Origin of the sequence: Serratia myotis, assembly GCF_027474885.1 — a bacterium.
Taxonomy (GTDB): Bacteria; Pseudomonadota; Gammaproteobacteria; order Enterobacterales; family Enterobacteriaceae; genus Serratia; species Serratia proteamaculans.
Window position 1 is genome coordinate 2,639,885 of the sequence record NZ_CP099707.1, and the last position, 20,989, is coordinate 2,660,873.

Annotated in this window: 17 protein-coding genes; 9 read left to right on the forward strand and 8 right to left on the reverse strand. The window is 50.9% G+C overall.

Annotated elements, in window-relative coordinates; translation table 11 throughout:
• Positions 1 to 2: 2 nt before the first annotated feature.
• From NHG65_RS12620 to NHG65_RS12630, 3 genes are all read right to left on the reverse strand, one after another.
• Entirely contained in the window at positions 3 to 1,265 is a 1,263-nt protein-coding gene (locus tag NHG65_RS12620) for a Hint domain-containing protein (RefSeq protein ID WP_499183417.1), read from the reverse strand.
• 426 nt (positions 1,266 to 1,691) lie between these two features.
• On the reverse strand, positions 1,692 to 2,216 hold the full coding sequence (locus tag NHG65_RS12625; protein WP_207976886.1) for an NUDIX hydrolase: 525 nt from the start codon (positions 2,214 to 2,216) through the stop codon (positions 1,692 to 1,694).
• A 519-nt stretch (positions 2,217 to 2,735) separates the two neighbouring features.
• The gene (locus NHG65_RS12630) at positions 2,736 to 3,842 is read right to left on the reverse strand and encodes an ABC transporter ATP-binding protein (protein ID WP_261417203.1); all 1,107 of its coding nucleotides are present in this window, start codon (positions 3,840 to 3,842) and stop codon (positions 2,736 to 2,738) included.
• Positions 3,843 to 4,206: 364 nt separating this feature from the next.
• Here NHG65_RS12630 and NHG65_RS12635 point away from each other — a divergent pair, with 364 nt between their 5' ends.
• From NHG65_RS12635 to NHG65_RS12660, 6 genes are all read left to right on the forward strand, one after another.
• Positions 4,207 to 5,442, forward strand: coding sequence for an extracellular solute-binding protein (locus NHG65_RS12635; RefSeq protein ID WP_413476964.1), 1,236 nt, complete (start codon positions 4,207 to 4,209; stop codon positions 5,440 to 5,442).
• Positions 5,443 to 5,544: 102 nt separating this feature from the next.
• Complete coding sequence (locus NHG65_RS12640; protein WP_261417646.1) at positions 5,545 to 6,795, forward strand: carbohydrate ABC transporter permease; 1,251 nt, start codon at positions 5,545 to 5,547, stop codon at positions 6,793 to 6,795.
• Between the two features lie 10 nt (positions 6,796 to 6,805).
• Positions 6,806 to 7,651 carry a sugar ABC transporter permease gene (locus tag NHG65_RS12645; protein WP_129938121.1) on the forward strand — a complete coding sequence of 282 codons (846 nt, stop codon included), beginning with the start codon at positions 6,806 to 6,808 and terminating at the stop codon, positions 7,649 to 7,651.
• Between the two features lie 4 nt (positions 7,652 to 7,655).
• Positions 7,656 to 8,861, forward strand: coding sequence for a glycoside hydrolase family 53 protein (locus NHG65_RS12650; protein WP_261417205.1), 1,206 nt, complete (start codon positions 7,656 to 7,658; stop codon positions 8,859 to 8,861).
• Between the two features lie 52 nt (positions 8,862 to 8,913).
• A complete protein-coding gene (locus tag NHG65_RS12655; protein ID WP_499183418.1) occupies positions 8,914 to 10,974 on the forward strand; it encodes a beta-galactosidase in 2,061 nt (686 codons plus the stop codon).
• A 68-nt stretch (positions 10,975 to 11,042) separates the two neighbouring features.
• Positions 11,043 to 11,360 (forward strand): PTS sugar transporter subunit IIB, encoded by a 318-nt coding sequence (locus NHG65_RS12660; protein WP_261417209.1) that lies wholly within the window; start codon positions 11,043 to 11,045, stop codon positions 11,358 to 11,360.
• Between the two features lie 136 nt (positions 11,361 to 11,496).
• Here the strand turns inward: NHG65_RS12660 and NHG65_RS12665 are convergent, their stop codons facing one another.
• The gene (locus NHG65_RS12665; RefSeq protein ID WP_499183419.1) at positions 11,497 to 12,762 is read right to left on the reverse strand and encodes a maltoporin; all 1,266 of its coding nucleotides are present in this window, start codon (positions 12,760 to 12,762) and stop codon (positions 11,497 to 11,499) included.
• Positions 12,763 to 13,028: 266 nt separating this feature from the next.
• Between NHG65_RS12665 and NHG65_RS12670 the strand changes: the two genes are divergently transcribed.
• On the forward strand, positions 13,029 to 14,102 hold the full coding sequence (locus NHG65_RS12670) for a LacI family DNA-binding transcriptional regulator (protein ID WP_129938126.1): 1,074 nt from the start codon (positions 13,029 to 13,031) through the stop codon (positions 14,100 to 14,102).
• Between the two features lie 110 nt (positions 14,103 to 14,212).
• Here the strand turns inward: NHG65_RS12670 and NHG65_RS12675 are convergent, their stop codons facing one another.
• From NHG65_RS12675 to NHG65_RS12690, 4 genes are all read right to left on the reverse strand, one after another.
• Positions 14,213 to 14,407, reverse strand: coding sequence for a ribbon-helix-helix protein (locus tag NHG65_RS12675; RefSeq protein ID WP_085116739.1), 195 nt, complete (start codon positions 14,405 to 14,407; stop codon positions 14,213 to 14,215).
• Between the two features lie 56 nt (positions 14,408 to 14,463).
• Positions 14,464 to 15,252: a spermidine synthase gene (locus tag NHG65_RS12680; protein WP_112349782.1), complete on the reverse strand. Its 789-nt coding sequence runs from the start codon at positions 15,250 to 15,252 to the stop codon at positions 14,464 to 14,466.
• 35 nt (positions 15,253 to 15,287) lie between these two features.
• Positions 15,288 to 15,743 carry a 3-hydroxyacyl-ACP dehydratase FabZ gene (fabZ, locus tag NHG65_RS12685; RefSeq protein ID WP_099061984.1) on the reverse strand — a complete coding sequence of 152 codons (456 nt, stop codon included), beginning with the start codon at positions 15,741 to 15,743 and terminating at the stop codon, positions 15,288 to 15,290.
• Between the two features lie 256 nt (positions 15,744 to 15,999).
• On the reverse strand, positions 16,000 to 16,494 hold the full coding sequence (locus NHG65_RS12690; protein WP_012145114.1) for a TIGR00645 family protein: 495 nt from the start codon (positions 16,492 to 16,494) through the stop codon (positions 16,000 to 16,002).
• A 310-nt stretch (positions 16,495 to 16,804) separates the two neighbouring features.
• Between NHG65_RS12690 and NHG65_RS12695 the strand changes: the two genes are divergently transcribed.
• Both NHG65_RS12695 and NHG65_RS12700 read left to right on the forward strand, forming a co-directional pair.
• Positions 16,805 to 18,271, forward strand: coding sequence for a serralysin family metalloprotease (locus NHG65_RS12695; protein WP_499183477.1), 1,467 nt, complete (start codon positions 16,805 to 16,807; stop codon positions 18,269 to 18,271).
• A gap of 320 nt (positions 18,272 to 18,591) precedes the next feature.
• Entirely contained in the window at positions 18,592 to 20,949 is a 2,358-nt protein-coding gene (locus NHG65_RS12700; RefSeq protein WP_219016156.1) for a TonB-dependent receptor domain-containing protein, read from the forward strand.
• The last annotated feature ends 40 nt before the right edge of the window (positions 20,950 to 20,989 follow it).

The following is a 20,989-nucleotide window of genomic DNA, read 5'->3' on the forward strand; positions in this document are numbered from 1 at the left end:
AGTTATTTACCCGTCGAGTTGAGATGGTTTTGGTAATCCTGATGCCATTCTTTTGGCAGTTTGTTCAGGATATTCGCCGGACGTTGGTAATATTCATCCTCATAGATGCGCTGCATCTGGATATCGCCGACCAGGATACCGTTGGCGTACAGGGTGTTATCGTCGTAAAGAGCATTGTCAGCGGATGGTTCGGCGGACAATTGCAGGTTATATACCTTCAGATTACCTTGTTGTTGCACCATGCTTATGATTTCGCTTTCACCGTCCAGGGTGATTAATTTAGTAGAATGATTTAATTCACGGGCTATCACTACGCCTGAAGAAGTAATAAAAGGATGGCCCCGGCTGGCCGTGATATTCGTTATTTTGCCTTTGTCATTGCGCAGGGTGAATTCAATATAATGGTGTTCCTGGCCGCTGGTGACGGCTTCAACCCTTAGCGGTTGATTATTTCTCGACAACACGATTTCACCGATACTGATGGCTGAAATGGGTTTCTCACTGCCATCCTGCATCAGGATTTTTGTATCTTCGGCCAGGCAACCGTAAACAATACGCATCGGCTTTAACTGTACGGTATTTAAAAATCGCTGGTCGGGCTCAAGGTTTTTAGGCGCATTGGTAATAAAGCTGACAATGCTTTTTCCGTCGACGTTAAGAATCACCTTGAAGACATAATAAACCCATTCGCCAGACTCAAAATCAACCTGATTGAACCTTAGCCAGTCCAGATCCCAGGCGATATTGTTACCATTAATTCGGGTGTTGGGTGAGTTGAAAATATTATAATCACCGAATGGCGTGACAGGATCGCCGCCAGCGCGGGTGCGAATCAAATAAATACTATTACTGGCGTTGACCGGCCGACCGCCACTGAGTTCAATTTGACCCAGGTAGGTGATATTTCCTTTAATGGGCACTCTGACCGATCCATCATAAGTATTGCGGTAATCACAGTCACCTTCATCGCGGGTTAAACATATTTTTATTTCGTTTGGATTGTTAATGCTCCGCGGTGATTCATTATAAATATCTTTAGGGTAACTCTGGCTGGTAATAATTTCCGCGCCGTAAAGCGTATTGTTGTTGATGGTTTGGGCAAAGGTATAAATCACCGTGACCGGATAATCCGCAGCAATCTGGCTACCCGGATAGACCCCGTTGGCGCTAAGGGTGCAGTCTGCGGCGTAGACATAAGCCTGGTTGTAATTTACCGCGCCAACATTGGCCGCTTCAGCGTCAAACAAACCCAGGGTTTGCGTCACATTGGCCGCCGACACCGGCAGGGAGCCAATGGCATCGGCGCGGTAGTTTCTGCCGTCGGTGGAGTCGAGCCGGACAATGCTGTACACCGGTTGGGCGGCGCCGTCACTGGCTTCGCTCAACCGGCCGGTGCTGCGTTTAAGCCGTTTTGCCTGTTGCCAGCATTGGGTAAACTGCGGAGTATTGCCTGAGGCAAGGCCGGCCAGTTTTAATTGAATATCGTAAAAGCTGACCAGCAAAGGGTCGCCGGGCTGAATAATAAACAGGCCGGCATTGCTATATTTGCTGATGACACTTTTGACAATAGTCTTTTCATCTGAAGTATAACCTTGTGTGATCATAATATCAGCACCCAATAAGTTTCAGACATAAACATGCGAAAAGCATGACAGAGATAAATCAGGCTTTGGTGTTAATAACCTATGAATTTATTTGCAGGTTTCTTTGCAATAGGCATAAATGGCGCTCAGGGTATCGGAACCTAGATATTCTGCAAATTGAGCATCGGTAGGGTCGACATCAGGATCCGCAGTCATGTTATACAGCTCTTGAGCAAACATATCTTTGGTGGCGGAGGGTTTACTTTTGAAATAAGCTTTCAATTTACCTTTGCTGACCTTGCGTATCCAGGCGAACTCACCGCCAAGCGCTACCTTTCCGGTGAAGAGAAATACCTTGCTGGTATAGAATGTAATATCATTGGGGAAAACCTTATAGCGAACAACCTGTTCTACTTCAATATTTTTCAGGGTTTCTTCCAGGGTTTCTCTTTTTATCACGTTTAAGGCAAAGTTCTTGCCATCAACCGGGCCATCTTTTGCATCCGCAGTGCCGCCAAATAACATCGGACAACCTCGGGCAAAACCTTCATTTTTCAAACCTAATAGAATAAAGTCATCATTCCCAACAGCAGCCGGATTGCTGTCAAGAATGACGTATTTTTTAATGGGCATAGTCAGGTCCTTATACATTTTTGAGTATAAAAATAGGATTTATTTATCGGGTCGGGAGCGATGAATTACTCATCTTCAACAATAGCAATGGCGACTAAAAAATCAACTGACACTTAAAAATAAATGAAGTATTTTTTTGTTGTGATCGAGATAATCAAGCAAATCACCGCGTTAACAAAACCAAGGAAAAATTATTTAAAGAATCAAATAAACAGGAGGGAATTGTTTTTATTTTGTTAATTCGGATTTTTAACTTCATTAAATCAAGGCATTGAGCAGGGCGGTTTTGCAAGCCTTTTTACGGTTGTTAAAATAAACAAAAACGCTTAGCCAAGAAATTAATTTTGGCGTGGGAATTTCTTTAATCATAAAGGTTGTGAATAAATGATTAAACAGTTGAAATAGTCATCACAATAGATCGGTAATGATATTTATACCTTGCTAATGATATATCGGTGCAGGAAACCGCCAGCCCAAGACGGATGTCTGGGCTGAGGCCTTAATCAGCAGCAAGGGGTATCAGGATTGTGGGAATTGAATATCGGCGCTAATACGGGAGCCGTCGGCATCAAATACCAGGCATTGTCCCGCAAGGAAACCCGGCTGAAGTTTTTGGTAAGGACGAAAATGCGCATCCCCGGGGAGCAACATTTTAAAGCCGTCGTAGCCGTGGCATTGGCCAAAAAGATAGGTGTTGTTACCGAGTCGCTCGACCACTTCGCAATGGAAATCGAGCCGTAACGCTGAGTCGGAGTGGGTGGTCAGGTGCTCGGGACGGATCCCCAGCGTGACTGTTTCACCGGGGGAAACCTGGAGGGTGGCGATAGTCAGGGCCAGCGTTTTATCTGCGCCGATAGCGACGGTCAACGCTTCCGGCGTCCAACTTACCACCGTGGCCGGCAAGAAATTCATTTTCGGTGAACCGATAAACCCGGCGACAAATTTGTTGATGGGGTTGTAATACAGCGCCATTGGCGCGCCCATCTGCTCGACTTTGCCGTAGTTCATTACCACAATTTTATCGGCCAGCGTCATGGCTTCCACCTGATCGTGGGTGACATACACCATGGTGGTTTTCAGCTCCTGGTGTAGCTTGGCAATATGCAGGCGCATATCGACCCGCAGCTCGGCGTCCAGATTGGAAAGTGGCTCATCGAACATGAATACTTTGGGGTTACGCACTATGGCACGGCCGATGGCGGTGCGCTGCCGTTGGCCACCGGAAAGCTGCTTGGGTTTTCTGTCCAGCAGGTGGGAAAGTTGCAGGGTTTTGGCCACCATTTCGATTTGGTGGCGGATTTGCTCTTTGGGCATCCCGTTCACCTTGAGCCCATAACCCATGTTTTCGGCCACTGTCATATGCGGGTAGAGCGCATAAGACTGAAACACCATGGCCACACCCCGGTGGGCTGGCGCAACGTCGTTGACCCGTTCATTACCAATCAGGATATCTCCGTCGCTGATCTCCTCCAACCCGGCAATCATGCGCAGTAGCGTTGATTTTCCACAGCCTGATGGCCCCACAAAAACGGCGAATTCGCCACTTTCGATTTCAAGATTGATATTGTGCAGCGTCACCGTTTTGTCAAAACGCTTGGTGACATTCCTCAGTCTTATGCTGGACATCTGTTGATCCTCGGAAAGTTATCAGTAGACAAACCCTGTCAGGGTGTCTTTTGGCGAGCCCTGCGAGAAATTGTTGTACGTATAACAATTATTTTATCTCCTTCAGAACCGCCGGAAAGGCTTGAAAAGACTATAACTGCGCTGCATTTCAAGCCATATCACTGGTTTTCATTTCTGCAATAACGATCACACAATGATGATAATTGTATAGAGTTGGTGCGCTTCACAGCGTAGCGTATAACAAGATGAGGTGATGAGAGGGGTTGCACATTACATATTGTAATATCGAGTATTATGTCTGACCCGAATACTGCACTTGCAAAGTGATAAAACTAAAATGTAATACCTTCACATGAGGTGGGTAATGAAAACCAAAACAATCACTGCTTTGATATTGACCGCTCTGGCGGCCAGTCACTATTCCGGTTTAGCTGTCGCCGCGGAGGGCCAACAGCTGACCGTCTGGGAAGATATCAAAAAGTCAGACGGCATCAAGGGGGCAATCACCGATTTTGAAAAACAGAACAACGTGAAAGTTAACCTGTTGGAAATGCCTTTCGCCCAGCAAATTGAAAAGCTGCGCCTGGATGGTCCGGCCGGTATTGGGCCCGATGTGTTGGTGATCCCCAACGACCAACTGGGGGCGGCGGTAGTGCAAGGCTTACTGGCCCCCATAAAGCTGGATCAGGCCGCGATGGACGCCTACACCAAGCCTTCCATTGGCGCTTTCACCCTGGATCATCAGCTGTACGGCGTACCAAAAGCGGTAGAAACGCTGGTACTGATTTACAACAAAGACCTGTTAGCGAAGCCGCTGGCGGATCTGAATGCCTATTACAATTTCTCCAAACAGCAGCGTGCAGCGGGTAAATACGGTTTGTTGGCCAAGTTTGACCAAATTTATTACAGCCGCGGCGCGATCGCCGGTATGGGGGGGTATATCTTCGGTGACGACGGTAAAGGGGGGCTTAACCCGCTGGATGTTGGTCTAAATACCGCTGGTAGCGTAGCCGCCGTGAGTTATCTGAAGAAATTCTACGCTGATGGTCTGTTCCCTGCGGGCATCATCGGAGACGGTGGGTTAAATGCGATTGACTCTCTGTTTACCGAGAAGAAAGCGGCGGCGGTGATTAACGGCCCCTGGGCCTTCCAGCCTTATGCCGACGCCGGTATCAATTACGGCGTAGCACCGTTGCCAACTCTGCCAAACGGTAAACCGATGAACTCCTTCCTGGGAGTGAAAGGCTACGTGGTGTCAACCTGGAGTAAAGATAAGGTACTGGCACAGAAATTTATCGAATTTATCAACCAACCGAAGTATGTGAAAACCCGCTATCAGGTGACCCAAGAGATCCCTCCGTTGGTAGCGATGATTGACGATCCGATCATCAAGAATGACGAAAGAGCCAGTGCGGTTGCGATACAGGCCAGTCATGCGACTGCCATGCCCGGGATCCCGGAAATGCAGGAAGTTTGGGGGCCGGCCAACGCGGCGTTGGAACTGAGCATGACCGGCAAACAGTCGCCCAAAGCGGCGCTGGACGATGCGGTAAAGCAAATCAAAATGCAAATCGAAGCGATGCAGGCCAGCAACCAGTAATCGCGCAGCGGGAGGTTTCCTCCCGTTATCAAGAAGGAGCAGTGTGTGATTGTCACTCCAAGTGAAAAATTGTCCGTCGGCAGAGGTCGATACAGCCATGCCATGGCAGCGCTGATTGTGGCGCTGATCCCCGGGTTTGGTCAGTTCTATCACCGACAATGGGCGAAAGGGTTGATTTTCCTGCTGCTACTCAGCAGCTTTGTCGGCGTGAGCTGGCAGTTCCTCACCGAAGGGCTGTGGGGGCTTTATACGCTCGGCAGCGAAGTTCCGCGCGATAACTCGATTTTCCTGCTGGCGGAAGGGATCCTCAGCGTTTTGGTGATTGGCTTCGGGCTGACGATTTATGCTCTGTCGCTACGCGATGCCTGGGTAAACGGCAGGAAGCGCGATGCCGGTATGGCGCTCAACAGCGTGCGTAAGCAATACCAGATGCTGCTGAGCGATGGTTTTCCTTATCTGATGATTACCCCAGGGTTTATCCTGCTGGTGTTTGTGGTGATCTTTCCGATTCTGTTTGGTTTCTCAATCGCCTTCACCAATTACAACCTGTACCACACGCCGCCGGCAAAACTGGTGGACTGGGTCGGGTTTAAAAACTTTATCAATATTTTCACTTTGTCGATCTGGCGTTCGACCTTCTTTGATGTGCTGCAATGGACAGTGGTCTGGACGCTGCTGGCCACCACGCTGCAATGCACCGTGGGGGTTCTGCTGGCGATTTTGGTCAATCAGAAGGATTTACGTTTCAAGCCGCTGATCCGCACCATTTTCATTCTGCCCTGGGCGGTGCCGGGTTTTGTCACCATTCTGGTGTTTGCCGGCATGTTCAATGACTCTTTCGGGGTGATCAATAATGCCATACTGGCGTTTTTCGGTATTGCCCCGAAAGCCTGGATGACCGATCCGTTTTGGACCAAAACGGCGTTGATCCTCATGCAGACCTGGCTTGGCTTCCCGTTTGTGTTCGCCATGACCACCGGCGTGCTGCAGGCGATCCCGGATGATTTGTATGAAGCCGCCACCATGGATGGGGCAAGTACCTTGACCAAGCTGCGAACCATTACGCTGCCGCTGGTGCTCTATTCAATTGCGCCAATCATCATCACGCAATACACCTTCAATTTTAACAATTTCAATATCATTTATCTGTTCAACAACGGCGGTCCGGCGGTAGCCGGTTCCAATGCCGGAGGAACCGATATTCTGGTGTCGTGGATCTACAAGTTGACGATGTCGTCTTCGCAGTACGCCATCGCAGCCACCATCACCATCCTGCTGTCGATTTTTGTCGTGGGTATCGCGCTGTGGCAGTTCCGCGCCACCCATTCGTTCAAGAATGATAATGGGGCCTAAGGGGAACGTCATGTCAAAGAGCATCAGGAAAGAGAAGTGGGTGCGTTTATCCCTGTCGTGGCTGGTGATTATTTTGGTGTCCGCCATCATCATTTACCCACTGGTATGGACCGTTGGCGCTTCGCTTAATGCCGGCAACAGCCTGTTGAGCAGTTCTATCATTCCGGAGAACCTGTCGTTTCAGCATTATGCCGACCTGTTCAATGGCAAAGTCAATTACATGACCTGGTACTGGAATTCGATGAAAATCAGTTTCCTGACCATGGTGTTGACGTTAATCAGCGTCAGCTTTACCGCATATGCGTTTTCACGTTTTCGCTTCAAGGGACGGCAGAACGGCCTGATGCTGTTTCTGCTGTTGCAAATGATCCCGCAGTTTTCCGCGTTGATTGCGATATTTGTTCTGTCGCAACTACTGGGGCTGATCAACAGCCATATGGCGTTGGTATTGATCTATGTGGCGGGGATGATCCCTATGAACACCTATCTGATGAAAGGCTATCTGGATGCGATCCCTAAAGACCTGGATGAGTCTGCACGCATGGATGGAGCAGGTAACTTCAGGATTTTTATAGAGATTATCATGCCACTTTCCAAGCCGATTATCGCGGTGGTGGCATTGTTCTCGTTCACTGGCCCGCTGGGGGATTTCATCCTCTCCAGCACCATTTTACGGACTCCAGACCAATATACCCTGCCAATTGGCCTGTATAACCTGGTGTCGCAAAAGATGGGCGCCAGTTACACCACTTATGCGGCGGGGGCAGTACTGATAGCGCTGCCGGTCGCTATCCTATATCTGGCCCTGCAGAAGTACTTTGTTTCTGGCCTGACCTCTGGCAGCACCAAAGGATAATCCAATGAAAATGTTGAAACCGGGTTTATTAAGTTTCTGTCTGGCCGGGCTGCTGTCCACCACGGCGTTGGCGGCGGCGGAAAGTGTCATCATTAAGCCACTGAATAATGTTCCGGCCGGCTTTATCAAAGGTGTTGATATTTCGACGTTGGCCGACGTGGAGCAACACGGCGGTAAGTTCTATGACGCGAATAACGTTCAACAGGATCCGTTGGTGATCCTCAAACATAACGGAGTTAATTACGTCCGTCTGCGGCTGTGGGTCAATCCGCAGGACAGCGCCGGTCATCCTTATGGTGCCGGCAATAATGACCTCGCCACTACGCTGGCATTGGCAAAGCGGGTGAAGGCGCAGGGCATGAAGCTGTTGCTGGATTTCCATTACAGTGATTTCTGGACCGACCCGGGTAAGCAGTTCAAACCTAAAGCCTGGGAGCAGATGAGTTATGACCAGTTGAAAGTGGCGATCCATGATTACACCCGCGACACTATCGCCAGTTTCAAGCAGCAGGGCGTGCTGCCGGATATGGTGCAGATCGGCAATGAGATCAACGGCGGTATCCTGTGGCCGCAAGGTAAAAGCTGGGGACAGGGCGGCGATGAGTTTGATCGGCTGGCCGGGTTGCTGAACGCCGCAATTAGCGGCCTGCGGGAAAATCTGGATTCCCCGGCACAGGTGAAGATCATGCTGCATCTGGCGGAAGGGACCAAGAATGACACTTTCCGCTGGTGGTTCGACGAGATCACCAAGCGCAACGTGCCATTCGATATCATTGGCTTGTCGATGTACACCTATTGGGATGGGCCTATCGCCAGATTGCAGGCCAATATGGATGATATCAGCCAGCGCTATAGCAAAGACGTGATTGTGGTGGAGGCCGCCTATGGTTATGGCCTGGAGAACTGCGACGATACCGACAACAGTTTCTCCGCCAAAGAAGCCCAGGATGGAGGTTATCCGGCCACCGTTCAGGGACAGGCTGATTTTATTCGCGACCTGATGCAAAGCATTATTAACGTGCCGGCCAGCCGTGGCAAAGGCCTGTTTTATTGGGAACCCACCTGGATTGCCGTACCAGGTGCTGGCTGGGCCACCCCTGCGGGCATGAAATATATTGGTGAGTCCGGCAAGGATGGTAATGCGCGAGAAAATCAGGCGTTGTTTGATTGCCGAGGAAAAGAACTGCCCTCATTAAAGTCATTTAATTAATTACGTGGATTACTAATAAAGCCTTCCAATGGTTATTTCCTAAGGAATTATAATGAATAAATTTCCGCCTTTGAGTGCCAAGGTGCCGGGTCTATTACATGGCGCAGACTACAACCCGGAGCAATGGGATAATTATCCTGGCGTGATAGAAATGGATATGCAGATGATGACAGAAGCCCACTGCAATATTATGTCAGTGGGCATATTCAGTTGGTCGAAGCTAGAGCCCGAAGAAGGAATATATCAATTTGATTGGCTGGATGAGGTACTGAATAAGTTATTTCAGCAGGGTATTCATGTGTTTCTGGCCACGCCAAGCGGTGCACGGCCTGCGTGGATGTCGCAGAAATACCCGGAAGTGCTGCGCGTGGGGCGTGACCGGGTGCAGGCTTTGCACGGCGGTCGACATAACCACTGCCTATCATCCCCGGTGTATCGCCGTAAGGTGAATGAAATTAACCAGCAGTTGGCGCAACGTTACGCGCAGCATCCGGCAGTGATTGGCTGGCATATTTCCAATGAATACAGTGGTGAATGCCACTGCAGCCGTTGCCAGAGTGCTTTCCGTCAGTGGGTGCAGCAGCGTTACCAAACGCTGGAGCGACTGAACGAGGCCTGGTGGAGCGATTTCTGGAGCCACACCTACAGCGACTGGTCGCAGATTGAGTCACCGGCACCGCAGGGTGAGGTCTCCATTCATGGTCTGAATCTGGACTGGCGGCGTTTTTGCAGCAGCCAGGCCACCGACTTCTGTGCACAGGAAATTGTGCCACTGAAGGCAGCCAACCCATCGTTACCGGCCACCACCAACTTTATGGAATATTTCTATGATTACGATTATTGGCAGATGTCGAAAGTCATAGATTTTATTTCCTGGGACAGCTACCCGATGTGGCATAACCAGCAGGATGAAACCGGGCTGGCCTGCTATACCGCCATGTTCCACGATCTGATGCGCAGCCTGAAGCAGGGCCAGCCTTTTGTGCTGATGGAGTCGACGCCAAGCGTGACCAACTGGCAGCCGACCAGCAAGCTGAAGAAACCGGGGATGCATATCCTGTCCTCACTGCAGGCGGTGGCCCACGGTGCGGATTCGGTGCAGTACTTCCAGTGGCGCAAAAGCCGTGGTTCGGTGGAAAAATTCCATGGGGCGGTGATTGATCACTCCGGGCGACTGGATACCCGTGTCGGTAAAGAGGTGTGTGAGTTGGGCCGCCTATTGGCCGCTATGGCCCCAGTGGCAGGCAGTCGGGTTGAGGCTCGGGTCGCGATTATCTTCGACTGGGAAAGCCGCTGGGCAATGGATGATGCCCAGGGACCACGCAATATCGGGCTGCATTATGAACAAACGGTCGTGGAGCACTATCGACCGTTTTGGGAACAGGGCATCGCGGTGGACATTATTAACGCCGACAGCGATCTTTCGGGTTACCAACTGGTGATTGCCCCGATGCTCTATATGGTGCGTGAAGGTTTCGCCGAGCGAGCTGAAGCCTTCGTTCGGCAGGGCGGTCAGTGGGTTGCCAGCTACTGGAGTGGCATCGTCAATGAGAGCGACCTGTGCTATCTCGGTGGCTTCCCGGGGCCATTACGACCGCTGCTGGGAATATGGGCGGAAGAGATCGACAGCCTGACAGAGGATGAGACCAATAGCATCCGGGGCGTTCCGGGTAACGAACTGGGTCTGCAGGGAAATTATCAGGCGCGTCACCTGTGCGAGTTGATCCATCTGGAGGGGGCTAGTGCGCAGGCAGTCTACGGCGGGGACTTCTATGCCGGGCGTCCGGCGCTGACGGTGAACCGCTTTGGTGAGGGCAAGGCGTGGTATGTCGCTTCGCGCAACGATGCCTCGTTCCAGCGTGATTTCTTTATGGCGATAGCCGAAGAGCTGGCGTTGCCGCGTGCACTGGCCACTTCACTACCGCAGGGGGTTACCGCGCAGCGCCGCACCGATGGTGAGTCTGAATTTGTGATCGTGCAAAACTACAGCGACAAAGTAAAAAAACTGTCGCTTCCGGCGATTTATGTCGATATGGCAGACAACCAAACCCAGCAGGGCGAAATGGTTTTGGCGCCCTGGGGCTGTCGTGTATTAACCCGTCACGTGGCATAGTTTTTCCCCTTACGCCCGTTCAACTGAACGGGCGTTTTTTTACGTCTGAATGTTGTGAGGAAAATACCATGGTCAGTTTAAAAGCCTTTACGCACTATTTTTCCCATCCTAAACTTCCGCCTGAAGATAATAGCGTTGACACGTTATTTTTAGACAACCTGATGCAGTGCCTCGGCGGGCGAGAGAATATCATTCATGTCGATGCCTGTATTACCCGGTTGCGCGTGACGGTAGCGGATTTGTCCAAAGTCGATACGCAGGGGTTACAGCAATCGGGTGCGTTGGGAGTGATTATTATAGGTCAGGAGGTGCATGCCATATTTGGCAAGAAGTCGGATAATTTGCGAAAATTATTGTCAGAATTATTTCTGACCGATCCAGAATAATAAAAAAATAGATAACCCCTACAGGGGTTATCTATCGACGACAGCAACCGGAGAACATCGTCAAAGAGACCGGTAACAATGATGGGGTATTAATATATTAACCTACGCGTACGACCATTTTTCGGATATTTACCTGTTACCACCATGCCTCGACCTGAACGCCAAAGTTCCAGGTATTGCTGGCCGTACCGTCCTGGAATGAATTGCCTTGCTCAGAGTCATTGAGATAGGAAGCGAACACGCGTAATTCAGGGCGTGACATGAACTCCGGCCCATCCGCTAACCCCAGCGCCAGCGTGTACTTCTCGCCGCCTTGCTTGTAGTGGCTACCGTCTTTGTTGTCATCTTTCTGGTAGAAACCACCGACTTCGCCAATACCCCGAACGTACTGGGTAAATTGGTATTGGGCGCGACCTACCAGGGAAATCAGGTTACTTTTATCAATCGAGTCGCTGATGTCGCTGGCTGAACCCCAGGTCAACACATGGTTGAGTGAGAACTTATCGGTAATCGGGATCAGGCCGGTGTTGATCACCCGGTAACCGGTCGCATCCTGGGTGTTATTCCATACGTCATACCAACCGCCGCCCTGGGACACCATATTTTGTGCCAGGCCTTTGGTCGCGTATTGCAGTACGGTTTTGTTGTAGCCACCCAGTATATCCTGGCTGATTTCTCCGGTCAGCATTACGCCGTTTTTGGCATCATACAAGCCGCCATATTCTTTCTGCTTGTTGGTCGGATTTGGCATCGCATAGTCGATACCAAACTCGGTCCAGGCTCCGGTCCAGGGCTTCCAGCCGGCATAGCGCAGATCGAGATAGTTGATGTTGAGGTCGTTATCGTTGTCGACACGGTAATCCACGTCGTTACCATCACCGCGGATCCAGGCTACGGAGAGGGCTCCGGGGCCGAGCGTGTAGTTTTCTACACCGGCGCCGGCACCGGAGATGTTCCAATACTTGGTATCAATGATGTGCAGGTCGTGGCGCTGGTAATAACGTTTCCCCCCCCAGATCACCGCATTCGGATCGCCGGGTATCAGCCCCTTGATTTGCAGATTAAGCTGGCGTAGTCCGAACTGGGCATCGTCCCCCAGTGTGGTTTCATTGTCGTTGGAACCGTCAGATACCATGCTGACCATACTGTCGAGGTAGAAACTGACGTCGTTCTTTTTGTAGACCTCGCTGCCCAGCTCGATTTCTCCATAGGTATCGGATTCGTTGCCCAGACGGCCAATCTTGTTCTTTTGCCACTCTTCTAATCCACCGTCCTGGGAGACGCCAACTCCAGAACGTAGATAACCATGAAAATCGATCCCTGGAAAATCGACAGCAAATGCGGCCGGTGTAATAAGCGTTATCGCCAGAGCGACAGGCAGTGTGCGTAATGTTGTTTTCATGTATCCCTCTTAATGTTTTTGTAATACGTTCACAATTTGTCAGCAATAAAATGGCTATTCATGACAACACACAATCTTCTTGTTGATTTATTGTGATTTAGTGCAAATAAAACAGCGATATTTGTAACGAAAAGTGAGGGGGATCACGAACGCTATGGATGTGAACGAATAACTTTTATGGAAATTCTTTGGATGTGACCCGGGTAACTATGTTGTGAAGGGGACGCCTGCTACAATTCATACAGAGCAATCACAGGGAATGGGTTATGAAGTCGAAAAGTACCACTTTAGAGGATGTTGCCCGCCATGCCGGCGTGTCTTATCAGACAGTTTCACGGGTATTGAACAAGTCCGCCAATGTATCTGAGGGCACGCGCCGTAAGGTGGAACAATCGATAGAACTGCTCCGCTACGTGCCAAATCGCCTGGCACAGCAACTGGTTGGCAAGCAGAGCCGCACTGTGGGGTTAGTGACCATATCACTGGCACTGCACGCCCCTTCACAGGTGGCGGCGGCGGTAAAACGGTACGCTAATGCGGAAGGTTATCAGGTACTGATTTCCATGATTGATGAGAACGTCAATCATGGCATACAAGATTCGATCAACGATCTAAAATCGCAACGGGTAGAGAAGGTGATCATCAACGTACCGCTGGAAACGGCGGTGGCGGAAAAAATTGCTGCGGACAACGACGACATCACCTGTCTGTTCCTCGACGTCGATCCTTACAGTTCGGTGTTTAACGTTTCCTTCAATCCAGCGGACGGTACCCGTGCCAGCGTTAAGTATCTTTATGAACTGGGGCATCGTGACATTGCCTTGTTGGCTGGTCCGCAGTACTCGATATCGGCCAATTTACGGCTGAAAAACTGGCAGGAAGCGCTGCAGGATTACGGCCTGACGCCGGTTACCGTGCTGCACGGAAATTGGGATGCTCAAAGTGGCTATGCCGGTGCATTGCAGATGCTGCGTGAAACTCCGCATTTTACTGCGGTGCTGGTGGGGAACGATCAGATGGCACTCGGTCTGCTCAGCGCCTTCCATCAGAACCAACTGCCGGTGCCGGGGCAAAAATCGGTAATTGGTTATGATGACGCTTATGAAAGCGCGTTCTTCTTCCCGGCGCTGACCACCGTCTCGCTGGATCTTGACTTGCAGGGCAAGGAAGCCGTCAGGAAGGTGCTTAACACCAGCGAGAGTGAGGTCTCACGTTCCTCGTCCATTCTGTCGGCCAGGTTGGTGATCCGTAATTCAACTGGGCCACGTGAGCAGAATGACAAGGATTTGAAGCAGATTGCCGAACAACTGCGCCAGCTGGCTCAACGTCTGGCACAGTGATTAAAGTTGCTAAACCATTCACAGAATATCCCAAGCCGTCATCAATGCCGTGACGGCGGGGGTAATCACTGCTGCACTTTCAGATGGCGCCAACCGAGCGCCATCTGACGTCAGGCGTTATCCACACGTGGATTAGAGTGGGTCGGCTGGCTCGGATACTCCACCTGGTGTTTCTGCAGATAGTCGCGTATGAGCTGGCGGATCACCTGAGAAGGGGTGACGTCCTGTTGCAGACACAAGTCTTCCAACGCTTTTTTCTTGTCAGGATCAATGAGTACGGTCAGACGTGCCGTTTTCTTTTCCATGATGGTGACTCCAGAGAATAATAATCAAATGATAATCGTCAGGCGGCCATACCGCCTCAGCTAAAGTGCAACCGTTCAATCTTGCGTGACAGGAAGCGGAGATCGCAGTTAAAGCTCGGGCCAATCTCGGCGGACAGGCGGCGCAACAAGCTTAACGGCGTCTCGATTTCGGCCGGTGTCGCATAGATAATCACGTTGCCGCTGGGTGCCACGCAGTACAACACGGTGTTAAACACCCGGTGCAGGCTGTGGTACAGCAGTGAGTTTTGATCGGGCACTTCATGATAGTTCAGCACTAACCACCCCTGTGGTGAAAGCCGTCCGGCACAGCGCTGAAGAAAGGTTTGCGTACCCTGTTGCGGATCCATACTGAAGGCGCTGTAGAGATCCGAGAAAATCAAATCATAGTGTCGCGTTACCGCAGCCCGTAAAAAATCGGCCGCATCGGCCACGTGCAATATCACCGTTTCGTCAGCGGGCAAGGTAAAGTAACTTTGGGCAACAGAGATCACCGCCGCACGCAGTTCCACCACTTCCAGCAGCATATTGGAGTCATAGGCATGCAGCGCCCGCACCAGACCTCCGCCGCCCAGACCCAGGATCAATGCAGATGAAGGCGGTTGCCAGGCGACCGCCATCAACATGGTTTTGATGTAGTTGTGAACCGGTACCTGTGGCGCGTCGATGCACATTTTGCTCTGCTCGCAGATGCCGTCAAAACGCAGGGTCCGGTAACCCTTGTGGTCAGAGACAATAATTTCGCCGCAGTGATCCTGCTCACGGGCGATCACCTGACCGCGAGGCGAGAAATCCAGACTATTGAGCAATTTATCAACCAAAGACATAGTAATTTCGTTAAGCCTCCATCAAAACGGCGGTGTTACTTACGGGCGCACATAAACTCGGCGGTACAGATACGGCGGCCATCAACCGTGGCACGGCCGGTAAAGCGGGCAAGGCCGGAGCGTTGTCGGACAAAGGCGACTTCCATGCGCAGTTGATCGCCAGGCCGGGCCGAACGATAGAAACGGGCACGATGAATAGCGGCAAAGTAGTAATGCTCGCCGGGCAACAACGGGCTAAGAAAGTAGTGGGCCAACAGGCCTGTGGTCTGTGCCAGCGCTTCTACCATTAATATGCCGGGAAACACCGTAGTCTGATGGTGGCCAGTCCAAAAGGTCGGTTCATTGGCGGTGATATTTTTGATGGCGCTTAGGCGACCTTCGGCAATAGAGGTGCCGTCAGGCAGGATGCGGTCAACCAGCAGACAGGGAAAGCGGTGTGGCAGGATAGATTGAACGTCCTGAAACTGTATAGGTTTACCATTCAGCGGCATGATTGATTTGGGTCCTGTCAGCGGGACGAAGCTCAGCTTACGCCGGCTTTTGTGCCTGTCGAAGTGTAATAACATTATAATGTTATTATCATCAGATGCACTAAATGAAAATGATCAGGCTGGTAAATAGGGGCCTATTAGTGACAATGTCACTAATAAAAAATATTGAGAATATAATTCAATTTATTGATTAATCGGATTTTTTAGCAGGAAAGGGAGCGATTAGCCGCCAACAGAGGGTGGCGGCTAACGGGGATCATTTTTTATCGCGGGTCAGTTTATCGAGATAGCCCATCACAAAGGCGGAAAGCACGAAGGTGAGGTGGATGATCACATACCACATCAGCTTGTTGTCCGGCACGTTCTTGGCATCCATAAATACTCGCAGCAGATGGATGGAAGAAATGGCGACAATCGACGCGGCCACCTTGCTCTTCAGTGAGGTGGAGTCCATTTTCCCCAACCAGCTCAGTTTTTCTTTGTCGTCGCTGATATCCAGTTGCGAAACAAAGTTCTCGTAGCCCGAGAACATCACCATCACCAGTAATCCACCCACCAGTGCCATATCGATCAACGACAGCAGCGTCAGAACCAAATCCGCTTCTGCGATGGCGAATATGTTTGGCAGAACGTGGATGATCTCCTGGAAGAATTTTATCGACAGCGCCAACAGGGCCAGCGACAGGCCAAAGTAAACCGGCGCCAGCAGCCAACGAGAGGCGTACATGGCATTTTCTAGAAAGCGTTCCATAGTCATCTGAGTTCGTTACAAAAAGTGGGGCACAGTATAACGCAACAGGCCCGGCAAATGGCAAGTGACCGTGGCGCGATTAAGGGGGATTTCACCGGGACTGTAGCTGTTTTGGCCGAGAGGTTAATTCCCTCTTGTTATAAGGTGCTTTTATAGCGGTTTACTCCGGCGTGATTTATTTTGCCAATATATATTGAGCTATCTGGAAATCATACTAGGATTTAAATGTCGTCGAATAACATGGCGATAATCATTTATATCGCGAGCGAATTATATATAACGGAAATGAATTAATCGAATGGAGATGGAGATGGAAAATTCCCTGAATGGAAAAGCAAGCGGTTGGGACAGCGTTAATGATTTGCTGAATTACCATAACAGAGGTAATGGATTAACCCTTAATAATAAGCCTTCTTTTGGTGTGGAGGAGGCTGGTAAACAAATAGCGCGCAGTGAGCAGACCTGGAATGGTATTCATGTTACCGGTCAAGGCGCTACTGTGACTTATTCCTTCCCGGATTGGGATTATAATCAGAATAATTTAAATACCCGTTTCGCTGACCAGGACACCGGCCTTAGCGCCTTCACTGCCGATCAACAGGCGCAGGCCAAGCTCTCGCTGCAGTCCTGGGCGGATGTGGCAAACCTTAACTTTGTTGAGGTAGCCCCAGGGCAAAAGTCCAACATTACCTTTGGCAATTATCAGGGCGACGGCCAGGCCTACGCGATTAAGCCTTTTAGCGGTGCCGGCAACGACTACCGCGGGCATAATACCGATGGTCAAAGCTGGTTCAATACCAATTACAAGTATGAGGATGCCCGGGATGGGGTTTACGCCAACCTGCACCCTGAATTGGGTAACTACGGGCGTTTGAGTATCACCCATGAACTGGGGCATACGTTGGGACTGGATCATCCTGGTAAATATAATGCCGATGAAAATAATCCACCCAACTATAGTATGGCGAGTTATGCCGAGGATACCCGTCAGTTCAGCGTGATGAGCTATTGGGATGAAGCTGTTACCGGCGGTGATAACGGTGGCCATTATGCTGCCGCACCGTTGGTTGACGATATTGCCGCTATTCAGTATCTCTATGGCGCCAATACCACTACGCGCACCGGGGATACGGTGTACGGGTTCAATTCCAATACTGGGCGGGATTTCTACACGCTGACGGACAGCAACCAGAAGCTGGTGTTCTCCGTTTGGGATGCGGGCGGCAACGATACGCTTGATTTCTCGGGCTATACGCAGAACCAACGCATCAACCTGACGGAAGGCTCCTTCTCTGACGTCGGCGGGTTGACCGGCAACGTTTCCATCGCTCTGGGCGCCATCATTGAAAATGCCATTGGGGGGGCAGGGAATGATGTGATTGTCGGCAATGATACGGCCAATATTCTCCATGGCGGTGCGGGCAATGACGTTATTTACGGTGGCGGCGGACAGGATCAGCTATTCGGTGGCAGCGGCAAAGATATCTTTGTTTTCGCGGCGGTGAGTGACTCGCCAAACAAATCACCGGATAAGATCATGGACTTTGAAACCGGCATTGACAAAATTGATCTGTCCTTCTTTAATCATGGCGATAAAGGCACAGACTTTATTCACTTCGTCGACAGTTTCAGCGGCCAGGCAGGAGAAGCACTGCTAACCTATAATTCACAAAGTAACTTAAGTGAGTTAGCGCTAAATATAACTGGCCAGGCCGCCCCGGACTTTCTGGTTAATATTGTAGGGCAAGCCAATACGGCGACTGACTTTATTGTTTAAATCTGCAACGGTGGGTTACGCCCACCGTTTTTTAAGGTCTTTGTTCTTCATCCCTCCTGACAGTCGTCTCTCTGACCCGGTACCTGCGTCACTTCGTAAGGATTTCGTAAAAATTGAGGAATATCCCAGCAATAGATTTAATAGGGTCATATCGACATTGATTATGATAAGCATTATCATTATCATCTGATCCATCAAGTCTACGCAGAAAGACCTTTCTTTAAGCATTATTACTTTTTATTAATATCATTTATTCCGGAAAACCACCGGGAGACGAAGCAACTGCGAGCGCATACTAATAATTACTGCAGGGCTAACACATGCGCAAAACCTTTAATTACCGGGGAGTTATCGGACAGTCTTTCCTGTGGGGAACCTTGTTCACCACCGCCTTTAACGTGAATGCCGAGGTAAAGAAAAACTTAACAGAAAAGACCACGCAAAATGAAGAGGAAATAACGGTTGTTGCACCGGTGATTGAGAAGAAAGCCGGTACCCTCACCACAATTTCTGCGCAGGATATGCAGAAAAAGGGCGGTAATGATTTCGGTTCGATTATGCGCTATGAACCGCTGATTAGCGCCACCGGCGTTAGTGGCGGCTCATCCTCAGGCAAAAGCGGGTTCGATCGCAGTGGCTACACCGGCTATAACATCCGTGGTCTTGAGAGTAACCGTGTCGGGCTGGATGTCGATGGCATTCCACAACCGGATGCCACCGGGCGCAGCTATGTCAGCCGTGCCGGTCTCAACACCTTTGGCATTGGCCGTGACTATCTTGACCCCTATATGTATGGTCAGGTGGACATCGAGTCAGGGGCCACTTCAACCGAACGTAGCAACACCTCCATCGGCGGTGCGGTGTCGTTTTCACCGAAGTCGGCGGACCAGTACCTGTCACCGACCAAGCCGACCTATTTTGGTTACCAAAGCGATTACGACTCCGCTAACCGCAGCTGGCATAACGGCATTACCGCGGCGGCGGGTGATGAACAACTGCGCGGGGTGTTTGTTTATAGCCGCCGCGATGGTCAGGAAACGCGTAACAACAGTGGCACCCACCAGGCTTATCCGGCCAACTGGCATTCCAACGCGTTGATGGCTTCCGGCATCTGGCAGCCGAGTGACGAACATAAACTCACCGGTACGGTGGATTATTACGACAAAACCAACCACACCCATTACGACAGTTGGAACTCGGCCGGCAGCGCCATTCTTGGTACCGCCCAGCAGCAGAGCAATACGCGCCGCTGGGGTATCAGCCTGAAAGATGAATGGACGCCGTTCAATGATTACGTCGACACCCTGACATCGAAAGCTTATTACCAGCAAACTCAGGCGCACGACAACACCTACATGCCGACCAGTACCGGCAGCATGGAACGGGTTTACTCCGACTACAACGTCAACACCTACGGTTTTGAAACGCAAATCGCCAAAACTCTGGGTCGGCATACGTTGAGCGGTGGGCTCAATGGGCGGATCACCGATACCGAGCGTCCCTTCCGTGAAGAGCCTGCCCCCAGTGCATTTACCGCCATCATGCAGCCGGAGTCAGACAGCCGCAGCTACGTGTTGGGCGGGTTTGTTCAGGACCGGGTCCAGTTTGATCTGGACGGGCACGGTTTTGCCGTGGTACCTGGCGTGCGCGTGACTCACCAGAGCACCAAGCCGCAGAACCTGAGCAGCCTGACCACCGGCAGCACGGTGCTGACGGAATCCGAACTGGAAACGCTGTACGGCAAAAGCAACACCGATACCCAGGTATTGCCATCACTCAGCTTCCAGTACGACATTACGCCGGGGTTGATGACCTACCTGCAATACAAACGCGGCGCACAGTTCCCGAATGCCAGCCAGCTTTATGGCTCCTGGAACCTTGGTTCCAGCTACGCGGGTACGGCGCAGTACGCGTTGATCGGCAACGCCGATCTGAAAACCGAGACCAGCAACAATCTGGAATGGGGCGTGAAGGGGGAAGTGGTGGAAGGGGTTACGTTGCGAACCTCGTTGTTCTACAACACCTATAAAAACTTCATCGCCTATACCCGTTATCAGCGTGCCAGCAGCCCAGACCGGTTCACTAACGTGCCTTCCAATATCTACACCATTTATCAGGCGGAAAACCGTGACAAGGCCTACATCTACGGCGGGGAAGTCAGCACCCGGCTGAATTTTGGCACCTGGTTTGAGCAGGTTAACGGCCTGAGCGCCAATTTTGCTCTGGGGTATAACCAGGGTAAATCCAAGTCCAGCTACTCCGGTGACAAATATGTCGATATCGACAGCGTCGCGCCAATGAAGGCGATAGTGGGCGTGGCGTGGGATGATCCGGCAAAACGCTACGGTGCGGCGGTGACCGCGACCTTTGTCAAAGGCAAGCAGGCAACGGCTACCAACCGTGAAAGCTACAACAACGCCAGCGGTGGAACGCTCACCGACTCTACGGCTGAGTATCTGCGCGTGCCGGGTTACGGTCTGGTCGATATGTCGGCCTACTGGCAGGTGGCCCGCAATGTGAAGCTGAGCGGCGGTGTATATAACATCACCGACAGAAAATACCGCGATTACCTGAGCAGCCGCGAACTCACGGACTCCACCAATCAGGATGCATACGATAATGCCTTGGCGGTCATGCCGGGAAGAACCTTCCAGCTTGGCGTCAACGTAGATTTCTAAGCCCTGCTTTGAATGCAACAGCCGTCGCTCACCTTTGAAC